Below are 22,149 nucleotides of genomic sequence, written 5' to 3' on the forward strand. Positions count from 1 at the left end.
GGTTCGACGCCGGTCCCCCGGTCACTCCTCGCCCTCCTCCGCCAACCCCAGCAGCGGCAGCAGGACGGCTTGGACGAACGGCGCCATCGTGCTCACGTACGTCGAGCTGAGGTGGTTGTCGTCCAGGTAGACGAACACGTTGCCGATGATCGACGGGCAGGTCTCGTCCTCGCAGATGTAGTGGCTGAAGTCCGCGAACGACACGTTGGGCGGCAGGTCGGGCACGGCCGCCCAGGGCGGGTCCGGGGTCAGCAGGTCCGACCGGGGCGTCGCGCACGCCGCCGGGTCCAGGCCGTTCGCGGCGGCGCACTCGGCCGGCGAGAAGGAGAACCGGGGGTTGTCCCGGATGGCCAGCACGGGCAGCCCGAGGTCGGCGAGCTTGCGCCACTGGGCCACGAACCCGTCCGGGGTGTGCTCGGTCAGCCCCACCCGGACGTTGCGCGTGCCGTTGGCGACGACCAGGTCCGGTCGCAGGTCGGCCAGCTCGTCCACGAGGTCGGCGTTCCACCGGATGCACCGGGCGTCGCCGGGCATCGCGTCGGCGTCGGTGGAGAACGGGCACGCGCCCTTGAGCATCGAGACGATCTGCCAGTCCCGTTCCTTCGCGATGGGCCACAGCGCGGCGAGGTACTGCTGCATGTGCGAGTCGCCGACGACCGCGATCCGCCGGGCCGGCTCGGCGGAACTCGGCGACGTGCACACGTGGAGGTCCTGCGGGTTGCGCGGCGAGGTGCGGCACATGCTGCCCTCGATCGCGGCGAAGTCGTCGCGCAGCGACACCAGCGGCGGGATCACGGTCGCGTCCTCGGAGCCCCAGTACTCGAAGTCGGGCATGCGGGCCAGGGCGCCGGGGTGGTCGTTGTCGTCGACCAGCAGCTCGTAGGAGGCGGCCTTGCGGTCGCTGACGACCTGCCAGGCGAACGCGGCCACCAGGACCGGCACCATCGCCGCCGCGCCCAGCGCGTGGGCGCGCCACGCGCGGACCTCGCCGACCGCGGAACGGCGCACGGGCGACTCGACCAGGTGGTGGGTCGCCACGGCCAGCGTGACGGACAGCCCGATCACGAACGCGCCCCCGAGCAGCCCCACCTCCTCCCGCCCGCGGGCCACGAGGTAGAGCACGAGCACCGGCCAGTGCCACAGGTACAGCGCGTAGCTCAGGTCCCCGACGTAGCGGACCGGGCGGGCCGACAGCAGCCGGTCCGCGCCCAGGCGGCTGCCGGAGGCGCCGGCCGCGATCACGGCCGCGCCGCACAGCGTCGGCCACAACGCCACCCAGCCGGGGAACACGCTGCCGACCTTCAGCACCAGCCCGCAGGCGACCAGGCCCACGACGCCGAGCCACCCGAGCACGACCCGCGCCCACGTGCGCAGCACCACCGCGTCGACCACCAGCGCCAGCAGGCCGCCGAGCGCGAACTCCCACACCCTGGTCAGCGAGTGGAAGTAGGCCAGCGGCTGGTTCGCCGCGGTCAGGGCCACGGAGAAGGCGAGCGACCCGCCGAAGGCGGCGACCAGCAGCACGGCCACCAGGCTGCGCGCCCCGACCGCGGCCCGGCGGGCCACCCACAGCGCGGCGACCACCAGCAGCGGCCACACCAGGTAGAACTGCCCCTGGATGGACAGCGACCAGAAGTGCTGGACGACGCTGGCCTCGTTGTGCTGGCTGAAGTAGTCGGCCGCGTCCGCGACCAGCTGCCAGTTCTCCAGGTACAGCGCGGCGGCGACGACCTCGCGGACGGTCTGGAACCACCGGTTCTCCGGCAGCGCCACCACGCCCACGGCGATCAGCACGAGCAACACGGTCAGCGCCGCCGGGAACAGGCGCTTGACCATCCGCCCCCACATCGGGACCAGCTCGATGCGGCCGCGTTCGGCGGCGCGCAGCAGTTGCCCGGTCACCAGGAAGCCGGAGATCAGGAAGAACACGTCCACGCCGCCGGAGACCCGGCCCAGCCACACGTGGTAGACGACGACCAGCACGACCGCGAGCGCGCGCAACCCCTGCAACTCGGGACGGTAACCGCGGGCACGACCCGTGGGCGACGGCGGCGCAGAGGAGGGCTTCAAGATCAACTCCAAGTCGGTCCGGTCCGCGGACGCCGACCAGACTTCCCGGCACACCTCCGACACCGCCGGGGGCGGCGCCGGACCGCACCCTACCCCACCGCGCGCCAAGCCCCGGAATCCCCGATCACCGGCCGGTGGGCCGGAGTCGACCCATCCCCTGGTCCGGACCCGACGCCCCGGCACGTCGGGCGCACACCCCAACGACGCGGCGTGACGACGCGTTCGCGTTGCGTGGCAGGCGTTCCGCCGGCGGCTCGCCGCATCGCCCTCGCGGCCGGCGGCTCCACCGACCGGGGCGAGAACCCCGCGGCCACCGGCGTGCGGTGGCCGCGGGGTCGTCACGGCAGGCGGCCGACGCCCGCGTAGAGGGCGTCCAGCTCGACGTCGCGCACCTCGTGCAACCCGCTCTCGGGCCGCCACTGCGAGGTGGTGACCAGCCCCGGCTCGACCAGCTCGAAGCCGTCGAACAACGCCAGCACCTCGTGGCGGGGACGGGGGAAGACGTTGTCCCGCGTGGACTTCATCGTCTTGACGATCTGCTCGCCGTGCACGGTGGCGAAGTCGTCGGTGAGGTGGGTCATGGCCAGGTAGCTGCCGGGGGCCAGGGCGTCGCGGTAGCGGGCGAACAACCCCACCGGGTCCGCCTCGGGCGGGATGTAGTGGCCGATGGTGACCGCCAGGAGGCCGATCGGCTGGTCGAAGTCGAGCAACCGCCGGGTCGCGGGCGCGTCGAGCACGTCGTCGGGACGGGTGATGTCGGCGTCCACGATCACCGCGTCGGGCTGGTCGGCCAGCAGCAGGCGGCTGTGCGCCACGGCGACCGGCTCGTAGTCGACGTAGACCACCCGCGTGCCCGGCGCGGTGTTCTGCGCGATCTCGTGCACGTTGCCCACGGTCGGGATGCCCGAGCCCAGGTCGAGGAACTGCCGCACCCCGGCCTCGATCATGAACACCACCACGCGGCGCAGGAACGCCCGGTTCAGCCGCGCGATCTCGCGGACGTTGGGCTGCGCCGTCAGCAGCCGGCCCGCCAGTTCCCGGTCGCTGGCGAAGTTGTGGCCGCCGCCGAGCAGGTAGTCGTAGATCCTCGCCACGCTGGGCCGGCTGATGTCGACCCCCTCGGGAACCCACTCCCGCGCGTTCCGGTCGCGGGTCACCTCGGGCCTCCCGGTAACGCGAGGCGGTCGACAAGGGGGAACGGATCTCCGGGATCGAGCGCGTGAGCCACGCGGAACACCTAGTCAGCGCAGCACCCGCCGGTCAACCGGATCGCATCCGCTTCACCCGATCGGCCCAGGGCTCCCGGTCGTCGTCCCCGTGGTCGCGATCGAGGCCCTGGTGCCACCGGTTTCCCGGGCGCACCAAGCGCCGATGGTCCGGCCATCGCGCGCACACGGCGATCAAGGGCCGCACGACCTCGGGTTCGAGGCGTTCCCGGGGTCCGTCGGCGGCTCACCGGGTGACGCAGGGGAGGCGTCGGCGCATCGATCACGTCGAGCCCATTCGAGGGAGCGGACGGGCGGCGGTCGGCCGGGCAACCGCATCGAGTGATCACTTGGGCGGTGTTGTTGATCGTTCGTCCGGGTAGACACGCCTTGACGCGACCCCGGCAGGGAGGACACACCCATGATCACCGACGACGGTCCCGCGAACAGACCCCGACCCGCCGAGCCGGCCGACCCCCGGGTGTTCGAACTGGTGGGGGAGGAACCGGATCTGGCGGGGGTGCGGCGCTGGACCGAGGAAGTCCTGGCCGACCTCACCGACGACGAGATCACCGACGCGAAACTGGTGGTGTCCGAACTGGTCACCAACGCCTACCAGCACGGCGAGCACCCCTTGCACCTGCGCCTGCGGCGCACCCGCGGCCTGATCCGGGTGGAGGTGACCGACCTGTCGCCGCACGTGCCGGTGGTGGGCCGGTCCTCGGTCCGGGTGACCCGGGGTCGCGGGATGGTGCTCGTGGACCGGTTGTCCCGGCGGTGGGGTGTCGTGCGGCACGCGGTGGGCAAGACCGTGTGGGCCGTGCTCACCCGCCACTCCCGGCGCACCGATACCACACCGACCACTTGACCCGCCGCGAAGGCACATCACCCGTCGCACGACGGGTTGACAATCGTTCGAGGACAGCCGATCGCGGGTCGGGTGGCGACGGCCGCCACCCGACCCGCGAGGACACGATTCATTCGCAACCACCGCGACCCGGCGGTGTCGAATGCGATTCCCACTTTACCGCAATCCGGCGGTGAAGGCCACCGGGACCACATCGTCCCCGGTGAACGTGAGCGCTATTCAATAACGACCGGGTCAACCCCGATCCGCACCTCCCGCCGCAGTGACGCGACGGGAGACATTGCGCACACCCGAAGACTTCCGCCCACGGGTGAATAGCGACGCCCGGCCATCGAACACCCGTGCGCAATCACGCGTTACCGCTGGTCAACGACGGCCGCGCCGATTATCCGAATCGGTGTTTCCGACAGGGCCTCGCATCACCGGAGGGACGATCGCGCCTCCGGGCGCGTTCGGACCGGCGGGCACTTGGCTAAAGTTCGCCTCCCGGCCACCGCGCTGCCGCGACGATGCGACACGAGTGGCCGCGGTCGAGGCGTGCCCTCATCGGCGCGCCGCCAATCCCCGACAAGCGGAAGGCTGCACGGTGCCCGGAGCAAGACGAGGAAGGTTCGTTCCGCACCGGGCCACATCCGCCGCGACACGGGGACACGGCGGCCGTTCCTGATCCCCGGGATTTCCGCCGCGGCGGAAGTCCCGATCACGGTGACGCCCTCCCGTCGGGGGTCGAGGTAAGCGCTCACCAGTGCCTTTTCCACCGCCGCGCACCCTTCTTCGCCGTGCGCGCGGCGGTTCCGCATTCCCAGTCATCACCCAGGAGACGTACCCATGGCTCGAAGTGTCGGCTCATCGGCACGGAAGATCGTCGGCACGGTGTCGGTGGCCGCGATCCTGCTCGCCGTCTCAGGTTGCGGCCTGCTCGGCGGCGACGCCGAGGAGGCGTCCGGTTCGACCACGCCGGGCCAGGTCGAGAAGGCCGGCATCAAGCTCGGCCTGCTGCCGATCATCGACGTCGCGCCGGTCCACATCGCGATCGAGAGGGGCTACTTCGAGGACGAGGGCCTCAAGGTCGAGCCGATCACGATCCAGGGCGGGGCCGCCGCGATCCCCGGTCTGGTCAGCGGCGACCTCGACATGACGTTCGGCAACTTCGTGTCGTTCTTCAACGCCCAGGCCAAGGACACCGCGAAGGACGTCGGCGGGCTGCGGCTGATCATGGACGGCTACCAGGCCAAGCCGGAGATGTTCCTGGTGCTGGCCAAGGCCGGGTCGAGGATCAAGTCGCCGAGGGACCTCGCGGGCAAGACGCTCGGGATCAACACCACCAGGAACATCGCCGAGCTGACGTTCCGCGCGTCCCTGGAGGCCAACAACGTCGACCCGAACCGGGTGACGTTCAAGGAGGTGCCCCTGCCCGACATGGAGGCGGCGGTCGAGAACAACGTCGTCGACGCCGCGTTCTCCAGCGAGCCGTTCATCACCCGGGCGCAGCGCAACTCCGGTCAGATCGCGGTGCTCGACGCGGCGTCGGGCCCGACCGACGGCATCCCGATCGCCGGTTACGGCACGACGGGCAAGTTCCTCCAGGACAACCCCAAGACCGTCGCCGCGTTCCAGCGGGCGCTGGTCAAGGGGCAGCGGGACGCGGGCGACCACGCCCTGGTGCGCCAGCTGCTCACCGAGTACGCGAAGGTGGACAAGGAAACCGCGGCCCTGGTCCACTTCGGCGAGTTCCCGACCACCCTCGACGCCACCCGCCTGCAGCGGGTGGCGGCGCTCATGAGGACCTACGGCCTGCTGGAGACCGACTTCGACGTCAAGCCCATGCTGGTCCCCGTGCCGGAGAACTGACGGAACCCACGGCGCGCGGCTCGGATCCGCCGATCCGGGCCGCGCGCGGAGTGGTCACGGGGAGACGAGCACCATGCGGTCCAGCACGTCCCGGAGGTGCCCGTCCGACGCGGCGTGCGCGTAGTAGCCGCGGTACAGGTCGGTGAGCACGCGCACCACACCGTCCCGGTCGAGCACGGCGTTGTCGCGGATCCCCCGCCACAGCACGACCATCGGCACGAGGCCGCCGGGGTTGGCGAGGTCGGGCATGCAGTAGTCCCGCAACGACGTCACCGCGCGTGCGCCCCACCGCTCGTAGAACGCCACCCGCCGGGCCAGGAGCGGATCACGCCCGGGAGTCCGGACGGGATCCTCCACCTCCAGCACGATGCCGTGCACCGACGGGTCGGACCGCAGGTCGTCCACGATCGCGGCGAGCACGGCGGCCCCCGCCCCCGCCCCGCGTTCGGCGGGCGACACGGCCAGGTACTCCAGGTAGGCCGCCCCGGCGTCGGGCAGGCGCAGCGCCGTGGCGAACCCGATCAGCCGGCCGTCCGCCGAGTGGGCGGTCCACAGCCACGTGCTGTTGCGGCGCGAAACCGTGTCGTGCGCGCTGCGTTCCGCGGGCGGGAACGCCTCCTCCCAGATCACCTCGATGCGCCGGCGATCGGCGGGCGCCACCGTCCGCCACTCGCGTCGGCGCACCCGGGGCAGGTCGGACCCGGTACCAAGCTCGCTCATCTTCTGCCTGAACTCCTCGTCCGCGATCCGCGACGCCCTCTCCGGCGCGTGACCCGATCGTCGCCCGCCCCTCACGGAATCCGCACCGCAGAATTACGGTCGTCGTCATCGGAAATGAATATGATCACTCGGCGTACTGACCCGACCACAGTGCGACGCAGAATTATGCGAGGATTCCTTGGAAATAACGGACATTTCCACCCCGGGAGGCGCGCGCCGCCATATTGCGGATTTCCGGGACTCGCCGTGTCCTAGCATCTGCCCGGCGGGGGCCGGGTTTCCGGATGAATGGACAGCGCGGTCTTGGAAGAACGCATCGGTCGATGCGTGCGCGGTCGTCACACGTGACGCATCGATGCCCTGCCGAGCCGGTCATGACGTGACGAGGGGTGGTCGGTGAGCGTCACCAACAGCACGAACGATCTCGGGGGCACCGTCTGGGGCCAGGTGGTCCAGGCCGGCACGGTGAACATCCACCACGTCACCGAGACCGCCGACCGGTCCTGGGTGACACCGCAGCAATTGCCCGGCGCGTTCCCGTACTTCGTGGGCCGGGCGTCGGAACTCGCCCAGTTGACCGGGACGCTCCAGGACGCCGCCGAGGACGGCGCCACGCTGATCATCTCCGCGATCAGCGGAACCGCGGGGGTGGGCAAGACGACCCTCGCGGTGCACTGGGCGCACCAGGCCGCCCGGCGTTTCCCGGACGGGCAGTTGTACGTGAACCTGAGGGGATTCGACCCGACCGGCGTCCCCATGTCGCCGGCCGAGGCGATCCGGGGTTTCCTCGACGCGTTCCAGGTGCCCCCCGAACGCATCCCCACCGATTTCAACGCGCTCCTCGGCCTGTACCGGAGCACCCTGGCGGGCCGGCGGGTGCTGCTGATCCTCGACAACGCGCGGAGTTCCGAGCAGGTGCGCCCGCTGCTGCCCAACCACGCGACGTGCCTGACGCTCATCACCAGCCGGGACCGGCTCACCGGTCTGATCGCCCTGGACGGGGCCCGGCCGATAACCCTGAAGGTGCTCGCGGACGACGAGGCCGTCGAACTGCTGCGGCGCCGGATCGGCGCGCCACGGGTGGCCGCCGAACCCCGCGCCGTCGAGGCGCTCGTCACGCTGTGCGCGCGGCTGCCGCTCGCGCTGGCCCTCGTGGCGGCACGGGCGATGACGCAGGAGGACCTGGCGCTGGCGACCCTGGCCGAGGAGCTGCGGGACGAGCGGCGGCGGTTCGACGCGCTCGACGCCGGCGACACCGACGGCGGGGCCCGTGCGGTCTTCTCCTGGTCCTACCGCGCCCTGACGCCCGTCGCCGCCACCCTGTTCCGCCTCCTCGGGCTGCACCCCGGGACCACGGTCAGCGCGGCCGCGGCCGCCGCGCTCCTCGGTGTCCGCCCGTCCGAGGTCCGGGCGCCGCTGGCCGAACTGGTCCGCGCGCACCTGGTGGAGCAGCTCAACTCGGGGCGGTACCAGTTCCACGACCTGCTGCGCAGCTACGCCGCCGAACTGGCCGCCGCCGAGGAGCCCGAAGCCCGCCGCCGGGCCGCGGTGCTCCGGATGGTCGACTTCTACCTCCGGACCTGTTCGGCCGCGGACCGGCGGATCGCGCCGCAGCGCGAGCGCATCACCTTGTCGGAGCCGGCCGAGGGCGTGGAACCGCTCGACATCGCCGGCGAGCGGGAAGCGCTGGACTGGTTCGTCGCGGAACGCGCCGCGGTGCCGGTCGTCATCGACCAGGCGGTCCACCACGGGCTCGACGTCCACGCCTGGCAGCTCGCGTGGGCGCTCGCGACCTACCTCGAACGCCAGGGCCACTGGCAGGACTGGGTGGCCACGCAACAGGCCGCCCTGTCCGCCGCGACCCGGTTGGACGACCGGGCCGCGCAGGCCCGGACCCACCGCCTGCTCAGCCGGGCGGCCATCCGGCTGGGCCGTTACGACGACGCGGCGACGCACCTCCAGCGCGCCCTGGACCTGTACGAGGACCTGGGCCGAGGACTGGGCCGGGCCCGCACGCACATCGTCTTCAGCTGGGTGCGGGAACTGCAGCAGCGCTACGCCGAAGCCGTCGACCACGCCGCCCGCGCGCTGGACCTGTTCCGCGCGGCGGGCAACCGCGCCGGCGAAGCCCGCGCCCTCGACCAGCTCGGCTGGGAACAGGCGCTGCTGGGCGACCACGTGCGGGCCCTCGGCAACTGCGGTGCGGCGCTGGCGCTGTTCCGGGAGCTGGACCACCGGCCCGGCCTCGCCGACACCCTCGACAGCCTCGGCTACATCCACCACCACCTGGGCGACCACGCCGCGGCCCTCGACCACTACGAGCAGTCCATCGCGCTGTCCGGCCAACTCGGCGACTACTACACCGAAGCGACCACCTGGTCCCGCATGGGCGACACGCACGTCGCCCTGGACGCGCCCTCCGCCGCCGCGCAGGTGTGGCGGCGGGCGCTCGCCCTGCTGGACCAACTGGGCCACCCGGACGCCGACGACGTTCGAGCGAAGCTGGCCCGGCTCGCCGACTGAACCAAGGACGCGCAGGCGGCCCCGGAGGCCACGCACACCTACGGGCGAAGCCGACCCGGCTCGCCGGCCGAACCCCCGAGCGGCTACGCCGGGCCGTTCACTCGTGCCGTCATTCCCGGTGAACGGCGCGCCGGTCCGGGTGGGCGGGGATCCAGCCCGTCCGCGCACCGGGACGCCGGGTCGCGGCGAAGCGCTCGTCGTCGTTCGCCGCCGCGCCACCGAACGCGATCCCGCTCGCGGCGGCGAGCCCGGCCACGCAGTCGGCCGCGGTGGGGCGTCGGCGGGCGCTCAGCCCGGTCATCGCGGTCAGCAGCTCGCGCCACGGCGTCGGCAGGTCGTCGGGGATCACCGGGCCGCGGTGCAGGCGCGCGAGCGCCGACCCGGTGTCGCCGCCGGGGTACTCCGACCGCCCGGTCAGGCACTCCAGCAGCACCAGGCCGAGGGCGAAGACGTCGGCGGCGGGCGTGACCTCGTCGCCGCGAACCTGTTCGGGCGCGAGGTAGCCGGGAGTGCCGACCACGACTCCCGACCGGGTGACGCGGGTCGCGTGCGCCTGCAGCGCCAGGCCGAAGTCGGTCAGGTAGGCACGTCGGCCGTCGCGGTCGAGCAGGATGTTGGACGGCTTGACGTCGCGGTGCACCACGTCGTGCCGGTGCACGTGCGCCAGCACCTCGGCGACCTGCGCCCCGATCCACGCCACCCGCTCCGGCGCGCGCGGCTCGCGCGTCCACCGGCGCAGGGTGCCGCCCTCGACGGCCTGCATGACGAGGAACGGGCTGCCCCGGAAGGAACCGGTGTCGTGGACGGCGACCATGCCGGAACGCCACAGCTTCGTCAGCACGTGCGCTTCCCGGCCGAGCCTGATCTCGTCCTCGCGGGTGGCCGTCCCCCGGAACAGCTTGATCGCGACCTTGCGGTCCGAGCCGACGTCGAACGCCTGGTACACCTCGGCCGTCCCGCCGGCGCCGTAGAGCGCGCCGAGGGCGTACCTGCCCTTGAGGACCTCGCCGGTCAGCCGCCCGTCCGACATCCGGCCGACCTCCGCTGTGACGACACGGCGCACATCGCGCCGAAGATACCGTGGCCAGGGGTGGCCGGACGCCGTGCCGGGGCGCACCGCAACGCGAGTGCCGATCGGTTGCGCATCGCTGTCAGTGGTGTCGCGTCGCTGAGGCGTCCGCCGGTGGCTTCGGTATCGCGCAACCGGCGCTCGACGTGCTGCCGGCGGAGCGACGTCCTCCCGGCGAAGCGGGGCCCTCCCGGCGAGAGCCGGGGTCCTCCCGGCGAAGCGACGTGCTCCCGGCGGGAGGGGTGCACCCGGCGGGAGGGGTGCACCCGGCGGGAGGGGTGCACCCGGCGGGAGGGGTGCACCCGGCGGGAGCCGGGGTACTCCGCGACCACGCCCCTCGACCGCACGGGGGCCGACCGGAGGGAGAGCGCCCATGACCGAGGTCACCGCGGTGGACGTGTTGCTGGACGGGTTCGGGCGGGTGCACGAGTCCGTGGCACGCGTCCTGGACGGCCTGACCGCGGCGCAGCTGACCCACCGGGTCGGCGGCACGGCCAACCCGATCGCCTGGCTGGTGTGGCACCTCACCCGCGTGCAGGACGACCACGTGGCCGAGGTCGCGGGCACGGAGCAGGTGTGGACGGCGGACGGCTGGGCGAAGCGGTTCGACCTGCCGCTGCCCGTGGACGACACGGGTTACGGGCACGACGGCGACCAGGTCGCCGCCGTCACCGCGCCCGCCGACCTGCTGCTCGACTACCACCGCGCGGTGCACGAGCGCACCGAGGACTACGTGCGCGGCCTGCGCGCCGCCGACCTGAGCCGCATCGTGGACGAGTCGTGGGACCCGCCCGTCACCCTGGCCGTGCGGCTGCTCAGCGTCATCGAGGACGACCTCCAGCACGTCGGCCAGGCCGCGTTCGTGCGCGGCGTCCTGCCCCGGAGCCGACCCGACCGCGAGGACCCGGATAGTTGAGGAATCAACCAGCTCGCCCGGACGTTCCACCGGACGTGAAGAAAATCGGTTTCCTGTCCTTCGGGCACTGGTCCGACACGCCGCACTCGCGGACGAGGACGGCCTCGGACGCGTTGTTGCAGGCCGTCGACCTGGCCGTGGCCGCGGAGGAGCTGGGCGCGGACGGCGCCTTCTTCCGGGTGCACCACTTCGCCAGGCAGTTGACCGCGCCGTTCCCGCTGCTGGCCGCGATCGGGGCCAAGACCGAGCGCATCGAGATCGGCACCGGCGTGATCGACATGCGGTACGAGAACCCGATGTACATGGCCGAGGACGCGGGCGCGGCCGACCTCATCGCCGGCGGCAGGCTCCAGCTCGGCATCTCGCGGGGGTCGCCGGAGCAGGTGATCGACGGCTGGCGCTACTTCGGCTACCGGCCGAGCGAGGGCGACACGGACGCCGACATGGCCCGCCGGCACGCCGAGGTGTTCCTCAAGGTGCTGGAGGGCGAGGGCTTCGCCCAGCCCAACCCGCGCCCGATGTTCCCCAACCCACCAGGGCTGCTGCGGCTCGAACCGCACTCGGCCGGGCTGCGCGAGCGCATCTGGTGGGGCGCGGGGTCGAACGCCACCGCGGTGTGGGCGGCCGAGCAGGGCATGCACCTGATGAGCTCGACGCTGAAGAACGACGAGGGCGGCGCGCCGTTCCACGTGCAGCAGGCCGAGCAGATCCGCGCGTTCCGCAAGGCGTGGACGGAAGCCGGCTGGCAGCGCGAGCCGCGCGTCTCGGTGTCGCGCAGCATCTTCGCGCTGACGACGGACCTCGACCACGCCTACTTCGGCGACGACGGCGACAGCACCGACAAGATCGGCTACATCGACGCGGACACCAAGGCCATCTTCGGCCGCACCTACGCCGCCGAGCCCGACGTGCTGGTCGAGCAGCTGGCCGCCGACGAGGCCATCGCCGAGGCCGACACGCTGCTGCTGACCGTGCCGAACCAGCTCGGCGTCGACTACAACGCCCACGTCCTGGAGAGCATCCTGACCCACGTCGCCCCCGCGCTGGGCTGGCGCTGACCGGCGTGCCGGGGACGGGTCGGCGGTGACCGGCCGACCCGTCCGCGGTCGGGTTGTCGTCGGGAGTCCGTTCGGGGCACAGGACGCGGATCGCGGGCGCGCCGTGCCCCGTCGCGGCCATACTCGGGATCATGGGCGACGGAACGGATCCCCGCTTGCCGAGCGTGACCAACTCCGTGACGGATTCGCGGGTCGGGACCGCGATCCAGGTCGGCGTCAACAACGGCTCCATCACCGTGAACGCGCCCGGAGCGCGGTTGCGGGCGGTGTTGCGGCAGCAGGAGTTCGTCGACGGGTTGGGCGACTTCAAGAAGAACCTGATCGGTGACCGGGTTCCGTTCGTCTCGCCGGGCGACGACCACCCCGCCCACCCGGCCCGGATCTTCGCGAAGCTGCGCGCGTCGGACGAGCGCGGGGTGCTGCTGGTGGGCCCCGCGGGCACCGGCAAGACCCGCACGGGCGTCGAGGTCGGCCACGAGGCGCTGCGCGCGGGGTGGCGGGTGCTGCACGTCATGCCCGGCGAGGGCCGCGGCGTGCTCGACGAGCTGATCGGCGAGGTGTTCGCCGAGGCGAGCCCGGTCCTCGTCGTGGTGGACTACCTCAACGAGTCGCAGCTCGACCTGGTGGGCCTGCGCCACCGGCTGCTCCCCGAAGTGCGGCGGAACCACGCCAAGTTGGCCGTGCTCGCGTCGGTCCGCCCGGGCTGGCTGCTCCGGGCCGACCGCGCCCAGCTGCACGAGCTGTTCGACGAGGTCGAGCTGCGCCAGGACGAGTCGTTCCAACGCCTGGTCACCGAGAACGCGCTGCGCAACCTCGCGCCCACGGCGGTGGCGCGGCTCGGCATGGCGCGCATGGTGGAGGTGAGCAGACGCCGGCCGGTCATCGCGCTGCTGGTCGCCCGCGAGATCGAACGCCGGGTGACGGCCGGGATCTCGCTGCCGGAGACGGCCGCGCTGCGGTCGGGCGGGGACCTGTCCCCGTGGTTGCACAGCAGGCTCCGGGAGGACAACCTGACCGTCCCGGGCCGGGAGAACCACTTCAGGCCCGCTCGTGCGTCGGCCGAGTTGGCGGCCGCGGCCGCCGCGGCGGCGGCCTGCCCGCAGGCGCTCCCCGAGGTGACGGCCGCCGCGCACGCCTGCCTGGTCGCGGCGGGCGACACCGCGTCGGAGGCCGAGCACGTCGTGGCCGCCCTCCTGTCGTTCGGCTGGCTGGAGGAGGACGGCGGTCTGGTGGCCGTCGCCCACGACGTGGTCGCCGACCAGCTCGCGGAATCCGTCCTGCTGCCCGAGGGCGGCGCGAGCCCGGACGTCGACCGGACCCGGGCCCTGCTGGCCGGGTGCCTCACCGAACCCCGCACCGTCGGCCGCTTCGCGGTCAACCTCGGTCGGCTGGTCGGCGACCTGGAACTCGCCGGCCGCGCCGCGGCCGTGACCGCGGCCCTGGACGAGTGGTTCACCGACCACGCGCAGGACCTGGGCCAGGTGCTGCGCCGCAGCCCGGACGTGGGCGGCTACGCCCTGGGCGCGCTCTGCTCGGGTGCGCCCTGGTCCGGTTCCGCCGTGCGGTGCTGGGAGCAGGTCGTCACCCCGTGGCTGCGGGACCACGGCGACCGCACGGACGCGCGTCACCTGCTGTACCGGGGTTTGCGCCACCTCTCGCCGGCCGGGGCGCTGCTGCTCGTGCCCACCGCGCTGTCCTGGCTGCGCGCGCACGGCCGCAAGCGGGAAGCGAGCTACGTGCTCGCCTCGCTGGCCTCCCGGTCCGAACTGCCGCCGGAGACGGTGCGGGCCCTCGTCGCCCGGACGCTGCGCTGGCTGAGCCGCCACTCCCCCACCCCGGACGCCCGGTTCGTGCTCGGGTCGCTGCTGGCCCGGTCGGACCTCGCCCCGGCCGACAACGCCCGGGTGATCGCCGCCGCCCTGGCCTGGACCGGGCACCACCCCACCACCCCCGACACCCGGTTCGTGCTCGGGTCGCTGCTCGACCGGGCCGACCTGGACCCGCAGGACGCGCGACGCGCCGTGTCCGCCGCGCTGGTCTGGCTGGAGCACCACCCGACCAGCCCGGACGCACGGCACGTGCTGCGGCGCCTGCTGTCGCGGGCCGACCTCGACCCGCAGGACGGCGAACGGGCGATCGCCGCCGCGCTGGCGTGGCTGGACGTGCACCGCACCAGCCTGGACGCCCGGTCCGTGCTCCGGCCGCTGCTGACCCGCCCGGCGCGCGGGTCGCACGCCGGCCCCCATGCCGTGGGCTCGGCGTTGGCGTGGCTGCGCGAGGCCACCGCCCCGGACGGGGCCGGCGCGCCCGCCTCGGCGGACCCGTCGCGGCCCGCTCCCGCCATGCTGCGCTACGACGTCGCGATCCGGACGCCGCACTCGCCGCCCGCGCCACCCGGCCTGGCCGTGCACGAGGTGGAGGTCCCGTGGACCTTCGAGGAGCCGTGCGAGCCGAAGTCCGCGACGGTCGACGCGCTGCGCGCGAGCGGCCTGACCCTGGCCGACGCCGCCTCGAAGATCGTCTTCATCGCACCGCCCGGTGTGCGGGCGCTGCCGGTGTTCGCCGCGCTCGCCGGGTTCGCCCACCGCTGGGTGGACGTCCTCGCGGACGGCGACGTGCTGGGCCTGGCCGACCACCGCCCCGAGGGCGTCGGCGACCCGGTGCGGCCCGACGCGCACCTGCCGTGGGCCCAGGTGGGCGGCGCGCCGGTCGAGGGCATGCCGACCGTGGCGTTCCCGTCGGACCCCGACTCGTGGCCGGACGACACCACGGCGGGGACGCTGCGCTACGCCGCACGGCTGCGCATGGTGCCGCCGGAGTCCCCGTCCGCCGCGCTGCGCCTGCTGGTGAAGCTCACCGCCCTGCGGACCAGGGGCGCCAACTGGCGGCTCCCGGTGCTGTCCACCGGCGGCGAGCCGCTGCCGACCGACAAGTCGACCCGGGACCAGGGCCTCGACCTGGAGGCGATCCGCCAGGCCGCGAAGGCGTACCGCAAGGAGCTGGTGCGGGGCACGGAGACGGTCGAGGTCGTTCCCCCGCCCGCGGTCTCGCCGTTCGACCGGCGCATCGCGGAGGCGAACGCGACGGACGCCGTCGCGCTGCTGCGCCGGCTGGGCGCGGTCTCGGACGACGGGTCCCGGTGGACCTGCCCCCGCGACCCCGGCGGCCAGGGACAGCACGTGCTCAAGGTGCGCGGCGTGAGCCTGGTCGCCTGCAAGAGCTGCTACCCGCAGAAGGTCGGGCTCGTGCGGCTGACGATGGACGCGCTGCGCCTGACGCCGGACGAGGCCGCCGCGTTCATCCTGGACGACGGCGAGCGGTTCCCGGCGCCGGGGATGGCGGTGACCGCCCGCGTGGCCGCCGTGCTGCCGGACGCGTACCGGTGCACGGTCCACGACCCGGTCACCGGGCAGGCGCACGACGCCGTCCTGCCGGCGGGCGAGTTCGACGACCTGCGCCGGGCCCGTCCGGACCTGGGCCCGGCGGTCGGCGACACGTTCGTCGCGCTGGTGCTGAACGCGGACGAAGCCGCGCTGCTGGCGGGACCGCCGGCCGTGACCGGTGGCGCCCACGTGCTGTCCCTGACCGCCACGGCGCTGGTCGAGCGCGTGCTGGCCGGGTTCGTGCCCGAGCTGGCGGCGGGCGAGGTGGCGGTCATGGGCACGGCGCGCGTGCCCGGCGCGCGGACCAGGGTCGCGGTCGCCGCCACCCGGCCCGCGAACAGCGTCCGGGGCGCGTTCATCGGGGTGGGCGCGGAGCGGATGGACGGTTTCCAGCGGCTGCTCACGGGCGGGGTGACCGACGAGGAGGTCGAGATCGTGCCCTACTCCGGCGACCGGCGGACGATGCTCGCCAACGCCCTGGTCTACGCCCAGCCGACCGACATCCTGATCGACGGCCTGCGCGCGGTCGTGGCCGTGCCCCGACCGCAGTACCGCGCGGCCGTCGGACGCGGCGGCCTGAACGCCCAACTCGCCGGGCAGCTCACCGGTCTGTACGTGAAGGTCGTCCCGTCCGGGATCGACCTCGCGCAGGCCATGGAACACGGGTTCGACGACGAGTAGGTGGCAGCTCGGCGTCTCCGGTGCGTCCCAGGATGCCGTCGGCGGCGACGTACGATCCCGTGAATGGGCTGGGAGGCGCTCGCGCACTGGGGTGGGGACGTCACCCGCGTCGAACGGCTGACCGGCGGGGTCGCCAACGACGTGTGGAGCGTGCGCCTCGGCGGACGGCTCGCCGTCGCCCGGCTCGGCACGAGGAGCGACGCCGACCTCGCGTGGGAAACCGGGCTGATGCGGCACCTCGACCGCGCGGGCCTGACCGTGCCGGTGCCGATCCCGACCGCGGACGGCCGCTTGTTCGCGGGCGGCGTGGTGGTGATGACTTACGTGGAGGGCGGTCCGCCCACGACGCGGGACGACTGGCGCCGGGTCGCCGACGCGCTGCGCGACCTGCACCGGTCGACCCGGGACTGGCCGCAGCGGCCGGGGTGGCGGTCGTCGACCGACCTCCTGCACGCCGGGACCGGCACGAGGGTGGACCTCCGGGCGATGCCCGCCGAGGGCGTCGCCCGGTGCCGGGCGGCGTGGGCGCGGCTCGCCGGACGTCCGACCTGCGTCGTGCACGGCAACCCCGCCAACCCCGGCAACGTCCGCGTGACCGCGGACCGGGTCGCGCTGATCGACTGGGACGAGGCGCACGTCGACGTGCCCGACCTGGACCTCGTGCTGCCCGACAACGCCGCCGGCCTCGGGGGCGACGCGCTCGACGTCGCCGCGCAGGCGTCGGCGGCGTGGGAGGCGGCCGTCTGCTGGGACGACGAGTACGCGCGCCGTCGGCTCGCCGAGGTCCGGCCGGTGGAAGGGACCGCCTGAGACCGCCACACGGGTGTTCCGTCGCCCGCGCAGCGGGCGACGACCGTGCACACGGCATGCGGACCTGGGTGTCGTCCGATCGTCCGTCCGGAGGCGGGGGTGTGGATCGGCCTGGCTGGTAGGGTCGCGCGCGTGGACCTGGACGCCATGGCCGCCCGGCTCGGGGTGCCCGTCGAGGACGTCGAGCGCGTGCACCGGCTCGCGGGCGACCTGCCCTCGGCTCCGCTGCCCGCCAAGTCCGACGCGTCCGCGCTCCTCGCCCGCCTGGCGGTGCGGCCCGACGACGCCGCCGAGATCATCGCCGGCTGGCCCGATCCCGGATCTCCCTGGTGGACCCCGGAGTTGCGGTGGCTGCTGGACCGCTCCACCGCCCTGGTCCGCGCCGATCTCGGAGGGTACGGCTGGCTGGTGCCCGGTCCGGAGTTGCCGCGTGACCGGGGTCCCGCTTGGCGGCACCTGTACGTGTACGCCTACCTGGCGTTGGTCGAAGTCGTCGTGGGGTATCACCGCGACCACGGCATCCCCGAGTCCGTGTCGTACGCGACCCTGGCGGACCTGGGGCGCAACCTCGCGGTCGACCGGAGGATGCGCGGCGAGGGCTGGCCGGTCATGCAGAGCTGGCTGACCCTGCACGCGCGCGGCGGCGTCTACGAGCTGGGCCGGTTGCAGTTCCAGCGCGGCGACACCACCCTCGACCTGCACGTCCCCGAGTCCGGACCGCTGACCCCGCAGGCGGTCGAGGCATCGCTGGACCAGGCCCGCGCGTTCTTCCCGCGCCACTTCCCCGACGAGCGTCACACGGCGTTCTCCTGCGGCTCGTGGCTGCTCGACCCGCAACTGCTGGACTACCTGCCCGAGGACTCCAACATCGTCCGGTTCCAGCGGAGGTTCGAGCTGGAACCCTACGAGCAGCCCGAGGGGATCGACGCCGACGTCGAGGTGCTGCGGTTCGTGTTCCGCACCCTGACCACACCGCTGGACCAACTGCCGCGCCGCACCGCGCTCCAACGCGCGGCCGTGGACCACCTCGAGGCCGGCCGCCACTGGCAGTGGCGCCGCGGCCGGTTCCCGATCTGACCGGAGCCACTTCGCCCGGCCCGCAGTCCTGCCCGCGGGTCGGGCCGGTCGAGCCGTGAGCATCCCGAAAACCCGTTGACCGCGGTCGGCCGGCTGCACATCATGGCCGACATGCGGCAGTGACCAGTGACGACCAAGAGGCCGACGGCGGGTTCGAGCACCTCCCCGCCGACCTCCGCCGTGCCATGCGAAACCCGCACCGCGTGATCGGTGCCGGCCGCGCACCACCGGTCCCGAGGCAGTGCACCGCACCACGCCTCCCGCACGAGCACTGGAGTCCACGAACCCATGAGCGAACTCCGCCGTACCGCCCTGCCCGCCGAACGCCCCGAGCGCGTGTTCCTCTGGCTCGCGGACGACCTCGTCCCGCGCACCGCACCGGGCGTGCCCACCCGCGAACGCATCCACGTCCCGCTGCTCCAACGCGATCGGCGGCGGCTGTTCGAGGGTGACGAGCACGTCCACGGCCCGTCCTCGCCCCGCCGCCGCCACGCCGCCCGACAAGGCCACGTCCGGGCCCGGCGGGAGCGGCACCTGGGAACCGGGGCCCGGCACGCCGCGCTGCGCGCCCGATCGCGGGGTCGAGGCCGCGGTCAGCTGTGAACCGCGGGTCCGACGGTCGGCCGGTCCCTCTTGCGGGGCCGGGGCTGTCGTTTCCTTCCTGCGCTTCGCGAAGGGGTGACCACCGTCCCGGCGGCTGCGGCGGGGCACCGGGATGCCCAACGTCTCCAGGCACAACCGGGAGTGGGGCCCCGGCGCGCGAGGCGGGACGTCGTCCCCGCGCGCCGGGGGAACTCACAGGCCGTTGGTGAACAGCAGGCGGTTGACCGTGCCGCCCGTGTCGCCGCCGGCGATCACGTTCGGCGTGGCGCCGGCGTTCAGCCAGTTGTGCACGGTGGCCGACGACTGGTCGCCGAACCGCTGCTTGTACAGCGCGGCCACGCCCGTCACGTGCGGCGTCGCCATGGAGGTGCCGCTCATCGTGCCCGAGCCGCCGGTGCGCACGGTCGAGACGATCAGGTTGCCCGGCGCGTAGAGGTCCACGCACGCGCCCGTGCTGGAGCTCGCCGACCGGACATCGGCGCTCGTGGACGACGCCACCACGCTGGCCGTCTCCACCTTGCGCGGCAGGCGGTCGCACGAGTTGCCGCCGGTGTTGCCCGCCGAGGTGGCCAGGAAGACGCCCGCGGCGATCATGTTGCGGATCGCGGTCTCCAGGCTCGCCGAGGCGGTGAAGTTCCACGACGTGTTCGCCACGGCCGGCTTGGTGTGGTTGGCGGTGACCCAGTTGATCGCGTTGAGCGCCGACGTGGTCGTGGCGCTGCCCGAGCAGTTCATCATCTTCACGCCGTGCAGCCGCACGCCCTTGGCGACGCCGTAGGTGGCCGAGCCGACCGTGCCGGCGACGTGCGTGCCGTGCCCGTGGCAGTCGGTGTTGTCGGCGTCGATGCCGTTGTAGTCGAACGTGGCCCGGCCGCCGAAGTCCGCGTGGCCCGGCGTGATACCGGTGTCGATGACGTAGGCGTGCACGCCCGCGCCGGTGTAGTTGTAGGTGTAGCTCTTGGACAGCGGCAGGGCCGTCTGGTCGATGCGGTCGATGCCCCACGACGGCGGGTTGGCCTGGGTCGCGTCGAGCGCGTCGGTGACCAGCACGTCCTGCTCGATCGTCACGACCGCCGGGTCGCGGCTGAGCTTGCGCAGCTGCGCCGGGGTGAGCTTGGCGGCGAACCCGTGCAGCGCCGCGTCCCAGACCCGGGTCGGCGTGACGCCCGCCGTGGCGGCCACGCTCGCGCCGCTGCGGGCCGTGGCGCCGAGCAGGACGATGTAGGAGTCCTTGATGGGGTGGACGGTCGCGGACGCCGTCGCGGTGACGATCTCCGCCTGGTGCGGCGGTTCGGCCGAGGCGGCGGTGGTGGCGAGGCCGGCGACGGTGGTCGCGGCGGCCAGGACGACGAACGTTCGAGGGAAGGGACGCACGGTCGGCTCCTCCTGGAGAACCGGGACGAGTGCGCCCCGACGCAGGGTTGACGGGGTCGACCTCTCACTCGCCCGAGTCCAGACATGCAGCCTGACCAGCGCTTATGTGCCCGGTCAACGGGGTTCGGTCGAACGGCCGCCCGCCCCTTCACGCTCGGTGGAGATAACCGACAACTGGTAATGGCCGGTTCGCTCCGGCGGGCGCTTGTCCACCGCTGTCCGGGCCGGCGGCGGCCGGGGACGCCGATCCCCGGTCCGGACGACGAGCGGTGCCGGGCTGGGATGCGTGCCGTGCTCGGCCACCGCGACGAGCACGCACCGGTGAGGACGGAACCGGTCACAACCGGCCGTCGGCCGTGAGCGGGTGGCGGGTCAGGCCGGGGAGCCGTAGTGCCGGGACGCGCGCTCCTCCCCCGGCGTCGGCCTGCGGGCTACGGTCGTCGCGCGCTGGGCGACGTGCGGACGGAGGGGGAGGCGGATGGCCGCCGGTGGCTTCTCGTCGGGACGGTTGGCGCGGGTGCGGGAGGTGTTGGAGCGCCAGGTCGAGTCCGGTTTCGTGCCCGGTGCGGTGGCCGTGCTCGCCCGTCACGGCGAGGTGCGCGTCGTGGCGACCGGCACGCTCGCCTTCGAGGGCGCGGGGTCGGGGACGCCGATGGCGGCCGACACGATCTGCCGCCTGGCGTCGATGACCAAGCCGCTCGTCGCCGCGTGCGCGATGACGCTGGTCGACGACGGCACCCTGCGCCTGGACGACCCGGTCGACGACCTCCTCCCGGAACTGGCGGACATGACCGTGCTCGCCGATCCCGCCGGGCCGCTGGACCGGACCGTGCCGGCGGAACGGCCGATCACGCTGCGGCACCTGCTGACGTACACCTTCGGCACCGGCGTGATCCCCACCGGGCCGGGGAAGATCCCGATCGCGGACGCGTTGGGCGCGCTCGACTACTCGTCGCCGGACGAGTGGATGCGCCGGTTGGGCGCGCTGCCGCTGGCCCACCAGCCGGGTGAGCGCTGGATGTACGACACCGCCTCCAACGTGACCGGCGTGCTCATCGCCCGGGCCACCGGCATGTCCTTCGGGGAAGCGTTGCGCGAGCGCATCTGCGACCCGCTCGGGATGAAGGACACCGCCTTCAGCGTGGCCGGCGGGGGCTCCGACCGGTTCGCGACGGCGTACCGCCGCGACCACGCCGACACCGGCGAGCCGGTGGTCGAAGACGGCCGCGACGGGCGGTGGAGCCGGCCGCCGCCGTTCGAATCGGGTGGCGGCGGGCTCGTCTCGACCGCCCAAGACTTCTCCGCCTTCGCCTCGGCCCTGCTGGCCGGCGGTTCCCACGGCGGCGAACGGGTGCTGTCCGGGCCGTCGGTGGCGCTGATGACCGGCGACCGGCTGACCGCGGCGCAGAAGGCCGTTTCCGGGTTCTGGCCGGGGTTCTTCAACGAGATGGGCTGGGGTTTCGGGGTGTCGGTGCTGACCCGGCCCAGTCGGCTCGGCCCCTCGGCCGGCAGCTACGGGTGGTCCGGCTACTACGGCACCGCCTGGTACAACGACCCGGCCCGCGACCTGACCGCGCTCTTCTTCATGCAGCGCGGGCACGCGGGCGACCAGAGGCTGCCGATGTGGCACGACCTCTGGACCGCCGCCTTCCAGGCGGCGGACGACTGACCGCGCGCCGCCGGCCCGGCTTCCCGTCGGGCGCGCCGACGCGGGGACACGCCCGTGAAACCCGCCATTCCCCCGAGCACAAGGGGAAGCGCCTTACCGGCCGGCGCATATCGTCGGCATATCCAAAACCGCATACGTGCCGGCAACACCACGCCGTCTTGACTGGTGGCATGTTCGACAGCGAAACGGCACGGGAATCGGCCCGCCGCGCCCGGTCGCCGGTGCCCCCGTCGGCCGGTCCCACCACGGGGATCACGGTGTACGGCTGCGAA

At 73.4% G+C, this 22,149-nt stretch carries 15 protein-coding genes; 10 read left to right on the forward strand and 5 right to left on the reverse strand.

Annotation, left to right across the window (positions count from 1 at the left end; all coding sequences use genetic code 11):
* Window positions 1-21: 21 nt before the first annotated feature.
* Both ACWEFJ_RS27510 and ACWEFJ_RS27515 read right to left on the reverse strand, forming a co-directional pair.
* On the reverse strand, window positions 22-2,010 hold the full coding sequence (locus tag ACWEFJ_RS27510; RefSeq protein WP_449715470.1) for an acyltransferase family protein: 1,989 nt from the start codon (window positions 2,008-2,010) through the stop codon (window positions 22-24).
* Window positions 2,011-2,408: 398 nt separating this feature from the next.
* Window positions 2,409-3,227 (reverse strand): SAM-dependent methyltransferase, encoded by an 819-nt coding sequence (locus ACWEFJ_RS27515; RefSeq protein ID WP_378091783.1) that lies wholly within the window; start codon window positions 3,225-3,227, stop codon window positions 2,409-2,411.
* Window positions 3,228-3,696: 469 nt separating this feature from the next.
* Here ACWEFJ_RS27515 and ACWEFJ_RS27520 point away from each other — a divergent pair, with 469 nt between their 5' ends.
* Window positions 3,697-4,143: an ATP-binding protein gene (locus ACWEFJ_RS27520; RefSeq protein ID WP_378091785.1), complete on the forward strand. Its 447-nt coding sequence runs from the start codon at window positions 3,697-3,699 to the stop codon at window positions 4,141-4,143.
* A gap of 828 nt (window positions 4,144-4,971) precedes the next feature.
* On the forward strand, window positions 4,972-5,994 hold the full coding sequence (locus tag ACWEFJ_RS27525; protein ID WP_449715471.1) for an ABC transporter substrate-binding protein: 1,023 nt from the start codon (window positions 4,972-4,974) through the stop codon (window positions 5,992-5,994).
* A gap of 54 nt (window positions 5,995-6,048) precedes the next feature.
* Here the strand turns inward: ACWEFJ_RS27525 and ACWEFJ_RS27530 are convergent, their stop codons facing one another.
* A complete protein-coding gene (locus tag ACWEFJ_RS27530; RefSeq protein ID WP_378091789.1) occupies window positions 6,049-6,714 on the reverse strand; it encodes a GNAT family N-acetyltransferase in 666 nt (221 codons plus the stop codon).
* 396 nt (window positions 6,715-7,110) lie between these two features.
* On the opposite strand from ACWEFJ_RS27530, the gene ACWEFJ_RS27535 reads away from it, so the two are divergent.
* Window positions 7,111-9,237 carry a tetratricopeptide repeat protein gene (locus tag ACWEFJ_RS27535; RefSeq protein WP_449715472.1) on the forward strand — a complete coding sequence of 709 codons (2,127 nt, stop codon included), beginning with the start codon at window positions 7,111-7,113 and terminating at the stop codon, window positions 9,235-9,237.
* A 109-nt stretch (window positions 9,238-9,346) separates the two neighbouring features.
* On the opposite strand, the gene ACWEFJ_RS27540 is transcribed toward ACWEFJ_RS27535, so the two are convergent.
* Complete coding sequence (locus ACWEFJ_RS27540) at window positions 9,347-10,267, reverse strand: serine/threonine-protein kinase (RefSeq protein ID WP_449715473.1); 921 nt, start codon at window positions 10,265-10,267, stop codon at window positions 9,347-9,349.
* Window positions 10,268-10,679: 412 nt separating this feature from the next.
* On the opposite strand from ACWEFJ_RS27540, the gene ACWEFJ_RS27545 reads away from it, so the two are divergent.
* The 6 genes from ACWEFJ_RS27545 to ACWEFJ_RS27570 all read left to right on the forward strand — a co-directional run bounded on the left by ACWEFJ_RS27545 (window position 10,680) and on the right by ACWEFJ_RS27570 (window position 18,834).
* Complete coding sequence (locus ACWEFJ_RS27545) at window positions 10,680-11,222, forward strand: mycothiol transferase (RefSeq protein ID WP_449715474.1); 543 nt, start codon at window positions 10,680-10,682, stop codon at window positions 11,220-11,222.
* 35 nt (window positions 11,223-11,257) lie between these two features.
* A complete protein-coding gene (locus ACWEFJ_RS27550; protein WP_449715475.1) occupies window positions 11,258-12,280 on the forward strand; it encodes an LLM class flavin-dependent oxidoreductase in 1,023 nt (340 codons plus the stop codon).
* A gap of 131 nt (window positions 12,281-12,411) precedes the next feature.
* Window positions 12,412-16,344 carry a hypothetical protein gene (locus ACWEFJ_RS27555; protein ID WP_449715476.1) on the forward strand — a complete coding sequence of 1,311 codons (3,933 nt, stop codon included), beginning with the start codon at window positions 12,412-12,414 and terminating at the stop codon, window positions 16,342-16,344.
* A 63-nt stretch (window positions 16,345-16,407) separates the two neighbouring features.
* Complete coding sequence (locus tag ACWEFJ_RS27560) at window positions 16,408-17,154, forward strand: phosphotransferase enzyme family protein (RefSeq protein ID WP_449715477.1); 747 nt, start codon at window positions 16,408-16,410, stop codon at window positions 17,152-17,154.
* Window positions 17,155-17,286: 132 nt separating this feature from the next.
* A complete protein-coding gene (locus ACWEFJ_RS27565; protein WP_378091487.1) occupies window positions 17,287-18,231 on the forward strand; it encodes an acyltransferase domain-containing protein in 945 nt (314 codons plus the stop codon).
* A 288-nt stretch (window positions 18,232-18,519) separates the two neighbouring features.
* The gene (locus ACWEFJ_RS27570; protein ID WP_449715478.1) at window positions 18,520-18,834 is read left to right on the forward strand and encodes a hypothetical protein; all 315 of its coding nucleotides are present in this window, start codon (window positions 18,520-18,522) and stop codon (window positions 18,832-18,834) included.
* A gap of 192 nt (window positions 18,835-19,026) precedes the next feature.
* Here ACWEFJ_RS27570 and ACWEFJ_RS27575 read toward each other — a convergent pair whose 3' ends face one another.
* Window positions 19,027-20,208: a S8 family peptidase gene (locus ACWEFJ_RS27575; RefSeq protein ID WP_449715479.1), complete on the reverse strand. Its 1,182-nt coding sequence runs from the start codon at window positions 20,206-20,208 to the stop codon at window positions 19,027-19,029.
* Between the two features lie 478 nt (window positions 20,209-20,686).
* On the opposite strand from ACWEFJ_RS27575, the gene ACWEFJ_RS27580 reads away from it, so the two are divergent.
* Window positions 20,687-21,877, forward strand: a complete 1,191-nt coding sequence (locus ACWEFJ_RS27580; RefSeq protein ID WP_449715480.1) for a serine hydrolase domain-containing protein — start codon at window positions 20,687-20,689, stop codon at window positions 21,875-21,877.
* Window positions 21,878-22,149: the final 272 nt, after the last annotated feature.

Source organism: Actinosynnema sp. NPDC004786 (assembly GCF_053601135.1).

What these genes read in the sequence shown, in the direction of transcription:
- ACWEFJ_RS27520 (WP_378091785.1), top strand. Translation starts at nt 3,697, where the DNA reads ATGATCACCGACGACGGTCCCGCGAACAGACCCCGACCCGCCGAGCCG.
- ACWEFJ_RS27525 (WP_449715471.1), top strand. Translation starts at nt 4,972, where the DNA reads ATGGCTCGAAGTGTCGGCTCATCGGCACGGAAGATCGTCGGCACGGTG.
- ACWEFJ_RS27530 (WP_378091789.1), bottom strand. Translation starts at nt 6,714, where the DNA reads ATGAGCGAGCTTGGTACCGGGTCCGACCTGCCCCGGGTGCGCCGACGC.
- ACWEFJ_RS27540 (WP_449715473.1), bottom strand. Translation starts at nt 10,267, where the DNA reads ATGTCGGACGGGCGGCTGACCGGCGAGGTCCTCAAGGGCAGGTACGCC.
- ACWEFJ_RS27545 (WP_449715474.1), top strand. Translation starts at nt 10,680, where the DNA reads ATGACCGAGGTCACCGCGGTGGACGTGTTGCTGGACGGGTTCGGGCGG.
- ACWEFJ_RS27555 (WP_449715476.1), top strand. Translation starts at nt 12,412, where the DNA reads ATGGGCGACGGAACGGATCCCCGCTTGCCGAGCGTGACCAACTCCGTG.
- ACWEFJ_RS27560 (WP_449715477.1), top strand. Translation starts at nt 16,408, where the DNA reads ATGGGCTGGGAGGCGCTCGCGCACTGGGGTGGGGACGTCACCCGCGTC.
- ACWEFJ_RS27570 (WP_449715478.1), top strand. Translation starts at nt 18,520, where the DNA reads ATGAGCGAACTCCGCCGTACCGCCCTGCCCGCCGAACGCCCCGAGCGC.
- ACWEFJ_RS27580 (WP_449715480.1), top strand. Translation starts at nt 20,687, where the DNA reads ATGGCCGCCGGTGGCTTCTCGTCGGGACGGTTGGCGCGGGTGCGGGAG.